This is a genomic window from Paenibacillus sp. FSL H7-0940, from assembly GCF_037979415.1.
Lineage (GTDB): Bacteria > Bacillota > Bacilli > Paenibacillales > Paenibacillaceae > Paenibacillus > Paenibacillus amylolyticus.
The window spans coordinates 220363-236323 of record NZ_CP150280.1 but is presented as its reverse complement, the minus strand read 5'-3'; the positions used below and the strand labels follow the sequence as shown (position 1 = coordinate 236323).

Annotated in this window: 12 protein-coding genes; 1 reads left to right on the top strand and 11 read right to left on the bottom strand. The window is 46.4% G+C overall.

Features of this window, described 5'->3' with window-relative positions; translation table 11 throughout:
• Positions 1-103: 103 nt before the first annotated feature.
• The 8 genes from ptsP to MHB71_RS01060 all read right to left on the bottom strand — a co-directional run bounded on the left by ptsP (position 104) and on the right by MHB71_RS01060 (position 9799).
• Entirely contained in the window at positions 104-1816 is a 1713-nt protein-coding gene (ptsP, locus tag MHB71_RS01095; RefSeq protein WP_036617013.1) for a phosphoenolpyruvate--protein phosphotransferase, read from the bottom strand.
• Complete coding sequence (locus tag MHB71_RS01090; RefSeq protein ID WP_036617010.1) at positions 1809-2084, bottom strand: HPr family phosphocarrier protein; 276 nt, start codon at positions 2082-2084, stop codon at positions 1809-1811. The genes ptsP and MHB71_RS01090 overlap by 8 nt, the downstream gene beginning before the upstream one ends.
• A 77-nt stretch (positions 2085-2161) precedes the next feature.
• A complete protein-coding gene (ptsG, locus tag MHB71_RS01085; protein ID WP_074096186.1) occupies positions 2162-4213 on the bottom strand; it encodes a glucose-specific PTS transporter subunit IIBC in 2052 nt (683 codons plus the stop codon).
• A gap of 287 nt (positions 4214-4500) precedes the next feature.
• A complete protein-coding gene (locus tag MHB71_RS01080) occupies positions 4501-5355 on the bottom strand; it encodes a PRD domain-containing protein (RefSeq protein ID WP_047844046.1) in 855 nt (284 codons plus the stop codon).
• Positions 5356-5520: 165 nt separating this feature from the next.
• Positions 5521-7077, bottom strand: a complete 1557-nt coding sequence (locus MHB71_RS01075) for a flotillin family protein (protein WP_339186013.1) — start codon at positions 7075-7077, stop codon at positions 5521-5523.
• A gap of 63 nt (positions 7078-7140) precedes the next feature.
• Complete coding sequence (locus MHB71_RS01070) at positions 7141-7677, bottom strand: protease (protein ID WP_340028570.1); 537 nt, start codon at positions 7675-7677, stop codon at positions 7141-7143.
• 278 nt (positions 7678-7955) lie between these two features.
• A complete protein-coding gene (locus tag MHB71_RS01065) occupies positions 7956-9119 on the bottom strand; it encodes an iron-containing alcohol dehydrogenase (protein ID WP_047844049.1) in 1164 nt (387 codons plus the stop codon).
• A 92-nt stretch (positions 9120-9211) separates the two neighbouring features.
• Complete coding sequence (locus MHB71_RS01060; protein ID WP_340028569.1) at positions 9212-9799, bottom strand: MSMEG_1061 family FMN-dependent PPOX-type flavoprotein; 588 nt, start codon at positions 9797-9799, stop codon at positions 9212-9214.
• 239 nt (positions 9800-10038) lie between these two features.
• Between MHB71_RS01060 and MHB71_RS01055 the strand changes: the two genes are divergently transcribed.
• Positions 10039-12072, top strand: a complete 2034-nt coding sequence (locus MHB71_RS01055; protein ID WP_340028568.1) for a leucine-rich repeat protein — start codon at positions 10039-10041, stop codon at positions 12070-12072.
• A gap of 59 nt (positions 12073-12131) precedes the next feature.
• On the opposite strand, the gene MHB71_RS01050 is transcribed toward MHB71_RS01055, so the two are convergent.
• Genes MHB71_RS01050 through MHB71_RS01040 form a run of 3 tightly spaced genes read right to left on the bottom strand, consistent with a single transcriptional unit; the run spans position 12132 to position 15917 of the window.
• Positions 12132-13730 (bottom strand): UDP-glucose--hexose-1-phosphate uridylyltransferase, encoded by a 1599-nt coding sequence (locus MHB71_RS01050; RefSeq protein ID WP_340028567.1) that lies wholly within the window; start codon positions 13728-13730, stop codon positions 12132-12134.
• Between the two features lie 14 nt (positions 13731-13744).
• Entirely contained in the window at positions 13745-14734 is a 990-nt protein-coding gene (gene galE, locus MHB71_RS01045; RefSeq protein WP_017686840.1) for a UDP-glucose 4-epimerase GalE, read from the bottom strand.
• A 1-nt stretch (position 14735) separates the two neighbouring features.
• Positions 14736-15917, bottom strand: a complete 1182-nt coding sequence (locus MHB71_RS01040) for a galactokinase (RefSeq protein ID WP_340028566.1) — start codon at positions 15915-15917, stop codon at positions 14736-14738.
• Positions 15918-15961 lie beyond the last annotated feature (44 nt).

Here is a 15961-nt window from a genome sequence, read left to right as displayed (position 1 = left end):
CGATATCCACAATGAATCGCGGATATCGGCAAAATCGCTACATCAATGCAGCTTATTATCGGAAAAAGAAAAAACCTCAAATCCGGAGGAAACCCCGGCAAAATTACGCTTTAATGCTTTGAACCAATTCAACAACTTGTTCAGCTGTTTGCATATCCAGAGCTTTAGCAGCCAGTTCCTGCATATCCGCACGGGACAGCTTGGTGATCTGACTACGAGCTGGCAGAATGGAGGTTGCGCTCATGCTGAACTCATCCAATCCAAGACCAAGCAGCAATGGAATTGCTGTTTCGTCTCCTGCCATCTCACCACACATACCAACCCATTTGCCTTCACGATGCGCTGCATCGATAACCATTTTAACCAAACGCAAAATGGCCGGGTTGTAAGGTTGATACAGATACGCCACTCGTTCGTTCATACGGTCAGCAGCCATCGTGTATTGAATCAGATCGTTCGTTCCGATACTGAAGAAATCCACTTCTTTGGCAAATTGATCCGCCAGAACTGCAGTCGAAGGAATTTCGACCATGATTCCGAGTTGAATGCTGTCAGAAACAGCAATACCTTCAGCAACCAGCTTCTCTTTCTCTTCGAGCAAGACAGCTTTTGCTTCACGGAATTCACCGAGTGTTGCGATCATTGGGAACATGACACGCAGGTTTCCATGTACGCTTGCACGCAGCAATGCACGCAATTGTGTACGGAAGATATCCAGACGGTCCAGACACAGACGAACTGCGCGGAAGCCGAGGAATGGATTCATTTCTTTTGGCAGATCCAGGTATGGAAGCTCTTTGTCTCCACCGATGTCGAGTGTACGAACAACGACAGGTTTACCTTCCATTTTTTCCAGTACCGCTTTGTAAGCATTATACTGAATGTCTTCGGAAGGAAGCTTGTCTCTGCCCATGTACAAGAACTCGGTACGGTACAGGCCTACAGCCTCGCCGCCGTTTTCCAGAACACCCGTTACGTCATTTGGTGTACCGATGTTGGCTGCAAGTTCAACATGAACGTTGTCCACTGTTACCGTTGGCTCATCACGAAGTTTTCTCCACTCTGCACGTTGTGCATCATACTGTTCCTGTTTGGCACGGTATTCAGCAATAACTTCATCAGTAGGGTTAACCAGTACGTGACCATCCAGACCGTCAACAATAATCATATCGCCTTGTTTCGCTTGAGCCAAGATGTCCTTGGTTCCAACAACAGCCGGAATCTCAAGAGAGCGAGCCATAATTGCCGAGTGAGAAGTACGTCCACCAATGTTAGTTGCAAAACCTTTAACAAATTGGCGATTCAATTGAGCCGTGTCGGAAGGTGTTAGATCCTCCGCAAGCACGATCACTTCTTCATTGATCTCAGCCGGACTCATGAAGTCAATACCAAGCAAGTGATTTAGCACACGTTTGGTAACGTCACGCATATCTGCTGCACGTTCCTGCAGGTATGCACTCTTCATGTTCTCAAACATGGAGATAAATTGCGATGCCGTTTCGTTCAAAGCAAATTCTGCATTGATCATGTCATCTGCAATTCTAGCTTTAACCGGATCAATCAATTCCGGGTCATTCAGAATGAGCAAATGCGAAGCAAAAATCTCAGCTTTTTTCTCGCCAAGCTCTTGTAAAGTACGCTCTTTGATCGCCTCAAGCTCAGCCTGGGATTTACCCAGAGCTGAGTCGAGTTTCGCGATCTCTGCGTCAACGTCGTTGATTTGGCGTTTTTCTACAGAGTAGTCAGGATGCTCCAAGATAAACGCCTTGGCGATAGCAATACCCGCCGAAGCCGCGATCCCGGAGACATTAAGCATTAATTTCGCCCAACCCTTCGTTAACCATAACGTCAGTCAAAGCTTGAAGAGCTTCAGCTTCGCCTTCGCCTTCAACGATGATGCTGATAGTGTCGCCTTGTTCCAATCCGAGGGAAAGAACACCCAGGATGGATTTCAAAGTTACTTTTTTACCGTTAGCTTCTGCAAAGGATTCTGCACCTTTGAATTTGTTTGCTGTATTAACCAGGGCTGTCGCCGGACGTGCGTGGATACCATCTTCGTCTGTAATTCTGAATGTTTGTTGCATTACAATCATCTCACTTTCGGTAGTTTGGTTTAGGCATTGCATATATTTACACTTGCTTGCCATCGTCGTAACACTTCTTATTTTATCTCAATGATTGGCTGTTCGCCAACTTTCAGCACTCCACTCTTCTTCAGAGTTACTGTGGAGCCCTCTGGCAGGTTAGTGAAAATAACTGGTGAAATGATCGAAGGAGCATTTGCTTTGACATACTCCAGATCCACTTCCATAATCGGCTGACCTGCCGATACCAGATCACCTTCCTGTACCAGTACGTTAAAGCCTTGACCTTTCAGCTTCACCGTATTAACACCTATATGAACAAGCACTTCCTTACCACCATCGGACATGATGCCCACGGCATGTTTGCTTGGAAATACATTAAACACTTTACCATACACAGGAGAAGTTATCGTACCATCATGTGGCAAAATTGCGAATCCATCACCTGTCATTTTCTCAGCAAAGACCGGATCAGGTACGTTTGTAATGTCCAGCAATTCACCATTGACTGGCATGACGATATCCTCAGCAACGATGCGCTCGCCCTGCTCACCTTGTGCCTTCTCCTCTTCAGGAGTTGGTTTGGCAGCTGCTGGCGTTGGTGCTGGTGTTCGACCTGCAATAATATCCTGCATTTGAGATTTGATCGTGTCGGAACGTGTTCCGAAGATGGCTTGAACATTATTACCCACTTCAAGTACACCAGATGCACCCAATTGTTTCAAACGATCTTTTTTCACATTGGATTTCTCATTAACTTCAATCCGCAAACGAGTAATACAAGCGTCCAGATGTTTGATATTCTCTTTGCCACCAAAAGCTTCGAGAATGTTATGTGGCAGGTCATCCGTTGAACCAGAGCCTCCGCCAGATTCTGTTTCAGGCGTTGCATCTTCACGTCCTGGTGTTTTGAGATTGAATTTGCGAATGATAAACCGGAAACCGAAGTAATAGATCACCGCAAGAATCAATCCGACAATAATAACGTCCCACCATGGTGTACGGTTCGGAATAATCCCGAAGATCAGGAAGTCAATGAACCCACCGGAGAAGGTCATACCGATCTTGACACCCAGAATTTGCATGGTCATGAAAGACAAACCTGCAAAGATACAGTGTACTGCAAACAGGATTGGTGCTACAAACAGGAACGAGAATTCAAGTGGTTCTGTGATACCTGTCAGGAACGAGGTCAGCGCAGCTGAACCCATGATCCCTGCAACATACTTTTTGTGTTCCGGTCTTGCTTCATGGTACATCGCAAGTGCCGCTGCTGGCAAACCGAACATCATGAACGGGAATTTACCAACTTGGAATGTTCCCGCTGTGAGGTTCACACCATCACGCAATTGATTGAAGAAGATTTGCTGGTCACCACGGATGACATCTCCAGCTTTGTTCACATACTCACCAAACTCAAACCAGAATGGGGAGTAGAAAATGTGGTGAAGACCAAACGGAATTAATGACCGTTCTACAACTCCGAAGATGAATGCCGACAATGTCGGGCTTGTATCTACCATGAAGTGAGATACAGTATTCAATCCATTTTGAATCGGCGGCCAGATAATCACCAGAAGCAACCCGATTAAGAGGGAAACAACCGAAGTGATAATCGGTACAAATCGTTTACCTGCAAAGAAACCGAGGTAAGACGGCAGTTCGATTTTGAAAAATCGGTTGTAACACAGCGCGGCGGCAATACCTATGATTATACCTCCGAACACGCCTGTACTTAATGTTGGGATGCCCAAGATGCTGGCATAACCCGGTACTTCACCGATCATGGCCGGAGTAACCCCTACTGCGGTACCCAGTGTGACGTTCATGACCAGATAACCGATGATCGCTGCCAGACCTGCAACCCCTTCGCCACCAGCCAATCCGACGGCTACACCGACGGCGAACAGCAATGCCAGATTATCGAATACGATCTGACCTGCGTTCATCATAATTGTTGCGATCGAGTTCACCCAAGGGGTGTCGAGCGCCGTTACATATTGCAAGAAATCTGGATTAACCAACATGTTACCGATTCCGAGCAGCAAACCTGCCGCAGGTAGAATGGCTACAGGCAACATGAGAGCTTTACCTACTCTTTGCAATACACCAAAAAGCTTTTTGAACATCGCGTCGTTTCTCCCTTTCGTCTAATTTATATGTTGTGATGCAAGCAAGGGAACACAAAAAAAGGCATGAATTAATAAAGTAAACTGTGCCAACCTTGGGGTATAGCATACCCTGTACAAGGAAAGAACAATCACACTTTAATTAACTCATGCCTGATCGAGTCAGTAACACGTCGCTTATGTTTATTCAGTTGCTTGATTACGGAAACCATTGTAGCACCAGTTCTAATCTATTGCAAGCCTTTACACCAAAAAAATAAATTCCGCATTCCATCACTGGAATGATCTCACTTATTCTCTTCTTCCTTCCGCTGATTCAGCCTTTGCAGATGAATGGTCAGATAACCTACCTCCGCAGGATAAACCGGCAGTTTCAGTCTTTTCTCCATTACTTTGGTCAGTTTCCATGCAAGCGAGTACATTTCGGGATACTCCAACTTAAGCAGGGAATCCAACTTATGAAGCTCTTCCACTTTGTCTCCACGGCGAACACGCTCAAGGGCGAACCGAAGATGAGTCAGCAAACGAGAGTAATCCAGCGATTCCGTTTCAAACGAATAATCGAGTTGATCAGACACCAGGTTCACCAAATCAGTGATCAATTGTGAATGCTCACGTACCTGGGATATATTTTGATTGGTCATTGCGCTATAGATATGGAGGGCAACAAAACCAATCTCGTCCATCCCCAGATCTACACCCATTTTCTCTTTGATCAGACGAACAGCGTATTCTCCCATTCGATATTCTTCAGGATAAATCTCGCGGGTTTCATATAAAAATGGATTTTGTATGATAATGCCCTGCTCCTTGCGTTTTAACGCGAAAGAAATGTGATCGGTTAATGCAATATGGATATGTTCATTCAGAGGAACGTCCGTACGCTCTGCAATATACGTAATAACTTCGTTAATAATCTCGATCAGTGCTTCATCCACCTGTGGAAGAAGCTGTTTGTACTGCTCTTGCTCCTGCTGGTTTTTCAAAATGAACATTTTCTCCACAGCCATCAATGGAATGTGATCACTCGGTTTTCGGTTAAAGCCAATGCCTTTACCAATAACAACGACTTCCCCGTGTTCTGGATGCTGTGCAATGATTACATTATTATTTAGCGCTTTATCTACATGCAAGCTGCTCATTGTTTGCACCTCTTTTTCACACCATCTTAGGTGTGATTAAGTCACACCCTGTTACGAACGAAAAGACACCCGGAGCGGGCAAACCGCGCCGGACGTCTCGCTTAAAAAGTAACAAAAATTCGCCTTAAGGTCAATAGAGCAACCATGCAAGATTCGAAGTGCTTCTTACTCGTCAACTCCAGCTCTTTCCACAATCTTGTCGATTATAGAAGGAGTTGTAACAGCCTCGCTCTGTTGAATGGCAACTGGCGCAGATGTTTTAGACTTCGTAAGGCCTTTAATCAGCTGCTCTACATCGATGCCGGATACACTTTTGAGCATCTCTGGAGCGGTCGCCATAAGTTCAGTAACATAGTTACTCACTCGTGCCGCACCTTCACCTTTACCTGTATCTACCACCGTCAGTTTATCAATGGATGCAATTGGCTCTGCAATTTTGCCAGCCAGTTCAGGCAGCATTTTGACAATGATATCGAGTACAGCTGCTTCGCCAAACTTCTGGAACGCTTCGGCCAGTTTTTCTTTTGCTTCTGCTTCTGCAAGACCACGCAAACGAATAACTTCTGCATCTGCTGTACCTTTGGCAAGTTCCGCATCCGCCATGGCCTGACCTTCAAGTCGCTTCTGCTCAGCTGTTGCTTTGGCATGTGTTTCAATGGAATACTGTACTGCATCAGCTTCACGCATTCTTTTGGCTTTATCCGCTTCGGCAGCCTGCTCTACCGCATAACGATCCGCTTCTGCCTTTTTCTTCACTTCGGCATCGTATTGTTTCTCACGTACGACGATTTCTTTTTCCTGGAGGTCAATCTCACGTTCTTTACGAACGAGTTCAACCTTCATTTCTTCCTCCACCACGGTCTGTCTCGCGCGCGCTTCATGGATATGGTAAGCCTGGTCGGCTTCCGCTTTGGCTGTATCCTGATCCCGCTTAAACGTGGCTACTTTCAGTTCCTTCTCTTTGGCTGCCTCAGCGATATTGGTATCACGCAGCAACTCTGCTTTTTGACCCTGCTCTTCTGCATTGGCCTTCTGAATACGTGCATCACGCATCGCTTCCGCTTCAGCTATCTCCGCATCACGCTTCACAGCAGCAATTCTCGGTTTACCAAGAGCATCCAAGTAGCCCTGTTTATCACGAACATCCTTGATGGTAAATGAAACAATTTGAAGGCCCATTTTCTTCAGATCTCTAGCTGCTACACCTTGAACCTCTTGCGCAAACCTATCCCGGTTCCGATATACTTCTTCCACCGTCATTGTACCGAGGATGGCCCGCAAATGCCCCTCCAGTACCTCCTGTGCTTCGCTTCTCAGCGCTTCTACAGGTTTACCGATGAATTGCTCAGCTGCCGTAGCAACGTCTTCTACAGCGCCTCCAACCTTGATAATAGCTACACCGTCAGCAATAACCGGAACCCCTTGCTCCGTGTACACTTCAGGTGTGGAGACATCCAGCTTGTGGGACAATAAGGAGATAAATTCGGATTGCTGGAATATCGGCAGGATAAATGCACCGCCACCACGAACAATCTTAATTTTTCGGCCAGAATCATCATCGGAGATATTTTTGCTACCCAGGAATGATCCCGTAACGATCATCGCCTCATCCGGTCCAACCGTTTTGTATCTCGCCCAGAAAGCCAAACCTAAAATTAGAATGACACCGACTACAACTATAGGAATCAGCAATACATCCCAATTCAAATTCAAATTATCCATTCCACATCTCTCCCCTTATTCATTCATGATGAGTGCTTAAACTACTTAGGTGATAAGAATACTTTATAAATCTTTAAGTACATTTTCATCCCATTCCGACACACGCAGTACACCATCTACAACATCCACTACGACAACACGTGCTCCCGCCGCAATGGGGAGGTGTTCAAAACTGGATGCCGTTTGAATCGTACTACCGGATGCAAAGCGAATCATGACTTCGCCAAAACCTTTTTCCGGCACCGGAATGGTAATTTCGCCAATTTTCCCAGATAACTCTTTCATCGAAAATGCAATCGAGACATCGCTGTTACGCATCGGTTTGATATATGCGAAGAATACCAACATGGCTGCAGCAACACCTATAAGCAGGGATAGTATTAGACCCGACATCGCACTTAATGAACTATAACGTGTCAGCATAATGCCTGCCCCACCGAAGGTTGTAATGGAACCAGCTAACACAACGGGTTTGAAAAAATCAAGACCTGGCATTTCGAAGGCTCCGTCAATCAAGCCGTCAATCAAGTCACCCAGCACAAGGCTGACAACAGCAAATATGGCTCCTCCGATCAGACACCCCCAATAAATTGTCTCCATCCCCTGTTCCTCCTCTCTCTGCCGCAAATTCATCCTAACTAGGCATTCCACATGTAAATAAATACGTAGCAAGGGGGGAAATGTTTCAAAATCTTTCCTCAAATGTATTCTGAACCCGATAATGGGTATTATCACGACATTCTGTTCTTCTTGCTTCATGTTCCTCCATCATTCACGTGTACAGCCCGAATACATGAAAAAACCGCAAGCCCCCATGAAGGAGACTTGCGGTTATTGGACAACTTGATGTGTCCTTTCACTTTGCAGTGATTATAGAATTACAGAGAAGCCTTGTAGATGGATACAACATCTTCCCGTTGCAGTTTCTTGAAATTACCGAATGGGCCAAACAGCATCGCTTTGTCTGCCATTACGTCGATCTGGCTATCATCGATATCGTAATCAGCCAAACGGTTAGGGGCACCAATGGATGTCCAGAATTTGCTGAGCGCATCGATACCTTCTTCAGCAATCTGTCTGTCCGACTTGCCTTCAGGGTTCACCTCGAATACATTAATTGCCAGACGTTTGAATCGATCCACATTCACGTCCAGGTTATGTTTCATCCAGTGTGGGAACAAGATTGCAAGTCCACCGCCGTGTGGGATATCATACACTGCGGAAACCGCATGTTCAATATTATGTGTTGCCCAATCTCCTGCGAGACCCATATTCAGCACGCCATTCAGTGCCATTGTTCCGCAATACAGAATTGTTTCGCGCAGTTCATAGTTCTCCAGGTCTTCAACCAGACGTGGCGCTGCTTCCATGACAGTACGCAGAATCGTCTCACAGAAACCGAGTTGAACCGGTGTATTGGCATCCAGATGGAAGTAATGCTCCAATACGTGGGACATCATATCCACCATGCCGTATACCGTTTGGTCCAGTGGAACAGTGTATGTATTCACTGGATCCAGGATAGAGAATGCAGGGAATGAGTATGCGCTACCCCAGCCCAATTTTTCTTGTGTATCCTGATTCGTAATAACCGAACCGGAGTTCATCTCCGAACCAGTTGCCGCCATGGTCAATACGGTACCGAGTGGAAGAGCGTCCTGTGCAACGGCTTTTCGCTGAGCAAAATCCCACATATCGCCATCATATTTGGCACCTACAGCAATAGCTTTGGAGCAGTCCAGTACACTGCCGCCACCTACAGCGAGGATCAGGTCGATGTTATTTGTTTTACAGAGGTCTACCCCTTTATGCACCGTAGAAAGACGTGGGTTAGGTTCCACACCTGCCAGTTCAGTCACTTCTGCTCCAGCTTCCTTAAGCAAACCGATCACTTGATCGTACAGACCACTGCGTTTGATACTGCCGCCACCATATACAAGCAGAACCCGTTTACCGTATTTCGGCACTTCTGTCTTTAATGCTTCCAGTTGTCCTTTGCCGAAAATCAGCCGGGTTGGATTATAGAATTGGAAAGATCTCATATCTATTGTCGCCTCCAATGGAGTTTAGTATTTTTGTGCAACTCCAATTATAGTACCCTGTTTATAGAAAAACAAATCGATAGTCACTCACTTTATAACAACCCGTTAATCTCCAAATGAGCTCGAAACATCTCGCTAGATGAAGGCAAATTTTCAGCATCCACCCATGTTTCTGTGGCCCATAATCCAGCCTGTTTGAATGCCCGCGGACAATGGATAAAACACTCTTCCACATCTACAATGACAGCCGCACCTATGGTCTTACCACTCCAGCCCATACTGGCGATGAATTCCTCATCCTTGGTAATGGATGCTGTGCCATTAATACGCAGCACTTCATTCATACCCGGAATCAAAAATAGCATACCAATACCAGGGTTCGACAACATGTTCAACAACGAGTCTATCCGCCGATTGCCTGGGCGTTCGGGATAGACGAGCCGGTATGTATCGTACACTTTCACAAATCCCGCTCCATCACCCCGAGGTGACACATCACTTTTTCCATCACGATCGGAGGTGGAGAGGAAAAATAATGGTGACATGGATATAAAGTTCTGAACATGTGAATCCACAAATGGAATTGCCTTGTTACGCACATGTTCATGCGGTTCACCCACCATGCTTTGCAGTTCCTCAGCATCTTTAATCAACGGAATATTCAATGCCTGCTTTTCCAATTATTCGTCCCCGTTTCTTCATTGAGTTATGTTTTCAATGGCTTTCCACCATTATACATGCGGGAACTGACATCTTCCATTTCTGAGAACGAATATGAAATGCGTAATTCATAATACCGCGTCCCCATGTGCCCTGGGGTCACCAATTGGAGATTCAGTATTGTTAATCTCATCTAACAGTTGTACTGTAACCAAAAGAACTTCAAAATTCTTAAAATAAATATAAGGAGGTTATTGGATTGAAAAAAGCAAGCATCTTCGTCTTTGCTCTGTTAATGTTCCTCGTACCCTGGGGACAGATGGTTATGTATGCTGAGCCGAATAAAGAAAAAGACTTCATAACGAGCGCTAATGCTCATGGAATCACAATAAACGACTATGTAGGCACTTCGAAAGATGTCATTATTCCCGAAAACATTGGAGGTCAACCAGTTACTTCTATTGGTGAAAAAGCATTTTACAGCGATCATTTGACTTCTGTAGTTATTCCGCATACCGTCTCCTCTATTGGAGAAAGGGCATTTGAAATCAATCAATTGACCTCTGTCATTATTCCAGAGACTGTCACGACTATTGGAGACTTGGCATTTGCATACAACCGGCTGACCTCTGTCGTCATTCCAGACAGTGTATCCACAATTGGGAACTCCACATTCACTAACAACCAACTGGCCTCTGTCGTTATTCCCGAGACTGTTATGTCGATCGGAAATAGTGCATTTACAAACAATAAACTGACTACTGTCGTTATCCCAGAGAATGTCTCAACTATTGGATACTGGGCATTTGCATCTAACCAGCTGACTTCCATTGTTATTCCAAATCGTGTCTCTTCCATTGGACATGCTACATTTATGGACAATCAACTGACTTCTGTCGTCATTCCGGATAGTGTCTCCTCTATCGGGGCGATGGCATTTGCGGACAATCGGCTGGCGACTGTCTTCATTCCAGCTAGCGTGTCGTCTATTGGTTTCTTAGCGTTTGATGGTAACTCATCCCTTATTATTACGGGTTTTGATCCTTCAGAGGCTCAAAACTTCGCTAACTTTTATAGCATTCCCTTTCAAAAATTGAATATGGTCGTCTCCTTCGACTCCAATGGAGGGACCCCGGTTGCGGTCACTCAAGCCACTTATGGGCAAACCATTGTACCTCCCACTCAGCCTACCAAGGACCAGTTTTTGTTTGAAGGCTGGTACATGGATTCGGTATACTCCCTTCCCTGGGATTTTGCCAGAGATACCGTGACTGGGGACATCACGCTGTACGCCAAGTGGACGAGTTCAGTGACAACTGCGTCCAAATATACGAATAAGGAAGATCCCATTTCCGCTTTGACCGTCTCTTTTGATTCTCAAGGCGGAAGCCCCGTTTCCTCTACTATTACTAGGAATAATCAAGCAATAGCGCCTCCCACTCAGCCCAGCAAGAGCGGGTTTTCATTTGATGGATGGTACATAGATTCGGCATTATCTCTTCCCTGGAATTTTGACCGAGATACCGTAAGTCGGGACATAACACTATATGCCAAATGGGTAAAGACTGATAGCTCTGAAAACCATGGTGGCAGTCCTTCTTTCTGGACCAGTAGCTCTATCACTGCCGCATCATCCCAGGAACCTGATACAGGTACGGAACTTAAAACCGAACCTAAACTTAAAGTTGAACCTGAACCTAAACCTAAAGAACCAACAACACCTTTGACTCCAGTTGTGTTCAGTGATATTTCAACCCATTGGGCACGCTTGATGATTGAAAGTATCGCTACACGTGGTCTGATAACGGGATATCCCGATGCCACATTCAGGCCTAATCAGCCAATCTTGCGTAAACACATGGCTGGTATAATCAACGGAGCGTTTGAGCTACCCATAATCCGAAAGGCTGCTCCCTTTGAAGATGTAGAGCCCACACATCCCTACTTTGATGCTATATCTCGACTACAGGAGGTCGGCCTTATTGATGGATTCCATATTTCAAACGGCTTAAATGATTTCTTCCATCCGGATGCGGTACTTACACGGGCCGAGGCAGCAAAAATTCTGGTGCTCGCGCTGGACCTGCCGCTGATCCAAACGAGTTCTTTTGAGGATGTGCCCTCCTCCCACTGGGCTCACGATTACATAGCCACACTGGCCGAGACTCGAATGGTTGTGGGATATCACGGACAGTTCAGGCCGGATGACTCCCTAACCCGAGCCGAGCTGGCTGCCCTGATCTATCGTTCAATTCCAACAGAACAAACCACTGGCTCACAACTCCGTTACTAATCATATTCAAAAAAACACCAGCCCTTGTATTATGGGCTGGTGTTCATCGTTATACATGTCTATTCAGTGTATCCCATGCTGCTTACAAAACGACGGAAAGCCTGGCGTCCTGCTTCATCATATTTGTAGACCCCTGCATGTTCCAGAATCTCGGCAAATTTCAAGCCAACTTCCTGCTGTACAATGGCAACGGCTTGTTCTTTGTCCAGGTTAGGACCAAACCGTTCAATCAATTCTTCCGCCCAGCCCAGATGTTTGTTCAACACATGATCAGAAGCTTTGGCAGATTCAGCAAGTTTGACATCTCCAGCGAGGATATCCGCGATACTGTCCAGTTCTTCTTTCAAACGACCTGGCAGGATGGCAAGCCCCATCACTTCGATCAAACCAATGTTTTCTTTCTTCAGATGGTGCATCTCACGGTGCGGATGGAAAATCCCTTCAGGATGCACATCATTCGTACGGTTGTTACGCAATACAAGATCCATCTCATAACCACCATCTGCACTACGACGAACGATTGGTGTTACCGTATTGTGTGGTACTTGTTCCCCGTCTACTTCACTGCATGCTTCGATATCCACAGCAGAATCACTGTAGACCTTCCACGCTTCATATACGGCGTTGCCCGCTTCAAGCAGCTCTGCAGGATCGTGTGAAGCCAGACGCATCACAGACATTGGCCATTTCACAAGACTCAATGTAAGTCCAGGTGCATCCGCATGGCGGAAGACCGCCTCTGGCTGTGCATTTTGAATAGCGAATGTATGACGACCACCTTGGAAATGGTCATGTGTCAGAATGGATCCACCTACGATCGGCAAATCCGCATTAGATCCGATAAAGTAATGCGGGTACTCCCCAACAAAGGCAAGCAGTCTGCGGAGTGTATCTTTGGTCAGCTTCATCGGCACATGATCATGATGGAAAATGATGCAGTGCTCGTTGTAGTACACATACGGCGAGTATTGGAACAACCACGGCTCGCTGTTAAGTTCCAGCGGAATAACTCTCAGATTCTGGCGGGCCGGGTGATTCACCCGACCAGCGTAACCTACATTTTCACGACACAGCTGGCATTTAGGATATACCGGCGGCGGAAGCAATTTCGCCATGGCAATCTCTTTTGGACTTTTCTCCGGTTTTGACAGGTTGATAGTAATCTCCATGTCTCCATAGGCCGTGTCCTGTGTCCAGTAGACGTTCTTCGAGATCCGATCCATACGGATGTAGTTGGAGTTAATCGACAAGTCATAGAATTGAGATGTGGCCGCCTCAATGCCTTCCGTCTGCTCCGTGTGGCGGAATGCGCGTACCACCTCGGATGGACGAGCCATCAAATGACCCATGATTTTGGCATCCAGCAAATCACGGAATGTATCACTATTTTCAGGAATGAGTCCAATGGAAAATCCATAATCAATCAACGTATCCAGCATAGCCTGTGGGCCATCGGGCACAGTCGTGTCCAACTCGCCGGCATAAGGCTCTGAGAATCCGAATTGTTCCAGCAAGAGGTTGCGGCTGTAATCCCAATCCGCCTCCTCGATTAATTGTTTCTGCAAGGCAAATGCAACCAGACGTTCAATGGCATGCAGTGCTTCCTGCTGCTCCGGTGTCCGCTCTGTGGCACCTGCTGCAATATGAGTCTGTGACATAAGGTGTTCGCCTCCTAGTTTTTTCCGTAGCCGTCAGGACGTGATTGGTGCCAGCTCCAAGCGCTTTGAATGACATCTTCCAGATTGGTCCATTTTGGATTCCAACCCAGGACTGATCTTGCTTTTGCAGATGAAGCTACCAGCACAGCCGGATCACCTGCACGACGTGGCTCCTGTACAACCGGGATATCCAGGCCAGTCACTTTTTTAGCTGTTTCGATCACTTGTTTTACCGAGAATCCTGTACCGTTACCAAGATTGAACACATTACTGTTCTCACCTTTACGAAGATAATCTACTGCACGCAGATGTGCATCAGCCAAGTCGCTCACGTGGATATAGTCACGGATACATGTGCCATCTTCTGTTGCATAGTCGTCACCAAACACGGCGATGTGCGGGCGTTGTTTCAATGCTGTTTGCAGTACAAGTGGAATCAAGTGACTCTCTGGTTGGTGATCTTCACCAATTTTGCCGCTGTCATGAGCACCAGCTGCATTGAAGTAACGTAAGGAAACGTATTTGATATCCTGAACTTTATCGAACCATGACATCATGCGTTCCATCATCAGCTTTGTTTCGCCGTATACGTTGGTTGGTTCTGTACGATCACTCTCTTCGATTGGCACTTTCTCAGGCTCACCGTAGGTAGCTGCTGTAGAGGAGAAGACGATGCGGCGTACGTTCGCTGCATTCATCGCTTCCAACAGACAGAGTGTACCAAACACGTTGTTGTCATAATATTTAACCGGGTCTTTCATACTCTCGCCTACGAGTGAGTTGGCTGCAAAGTGAATGACTGCATCGATTGAATTCTCAGCGAACAGCTTCGCCAGAATTTCTTTGTCACGAAGATCCCCTTCATACAACTTACCGCCGAGCAACGCTTCACGATGCCCTGTCTGCAAGTTATCCAGTACAACAACCTCTTCTCCACGTTCCAACAATGCTGCTACCGTATGAGAACCAATATACCCTGCTCCACCTGTCACCAAAATTGCCATTTTACTTCGCCTCCTTCAATTCTTTAACACCGTCACCTACACCGCATACATAGAAATCACCTTTGAGACGGGTACGCGCTTCATATGCAGCGCCCACTTCACTTACAAAACGCTCGACATCATCTTCATGCACAAGTGATACGGTACAACCGCCAAATCCTGCACCAGTCATCCGGGCACCAAGCGTGCCTGGAATCCGCTGAGCTTCTTCAACCATAACATCCAGCTCATCACAGCTTACTTCGTACAAGTCACGAAGCGATTCATGAGAAGCGTTCATCAGCTTGCCGAAGGTTTCCAGATCGTTACCCTGCAATGCTTCAACCGATGCGAGCACACGAGCATTCTCTTCCACAACATGTTGTGCGCGCTGTCTTACTTTCTCATCCTTGATCTGATCTTGTAGCGTTACGAACTGCTCTGGCGTCAATTGAGCCAGATAATTCAGTGCAGGCAGCTGTTCCTTCAAGATGGCAAGTGCCTGCTCGCATTGGGAGCGACGTTCATTGTAAGCCGAATCCACCAGACCGCGGCGTTTGTTTGTGTTACCGATGACCAATTTGTAGGAGCCTGTACGGAAAGGAACCTTTTTGTACTCCAGTATGTCACACATCAGCAGGATCGCGTGATCCTGAGCACCGTTTGCGACAGCGAACTGATCCATGATTCCACAGTTGACGCCTACGAACTCATTTTCCGCTTTCTGGGACAGAAGCGCCAGTTGAACCGTATCAATATCCGTTACACCCTCCAGAGACTGAATCGCAAATCCGGTGAGTACCTCCAATGATGCAGATGATGAAAGCCCTGCCCCGTTGGGAATCTCCCCGTGGTACAGGAAATCGTACCCTTTCGTTACATTCACACCTTTGCCTTGCAATTCAACCATGACACCAACAGGATAGTCGGTCCATTCTCCGGTCTTCTCCTTACCGATGGAGGAAGTGTCTAGCACCCCTTCATATGACATGTTCGTGGAAGCCAATTGCAACTTGTTGTCCTCACGCTCACGAATGATCAATGTTGTGCCGAATTCAAGTGCTGCCGGAAGCACGTATCCACCATTATAGTCAATGTGCTCACCGATCAGATTCACACGCCCAGGAGCATGAAATACACGGATGTCCGCTCCACTCTCTCCGTACTTTCCAATAAACTTTTGTTTCAATTCAGTTACGTTCACTGCTGGTGCACCTCGCCTCGTTGTTGTGGTTTTCTTAATGTTAT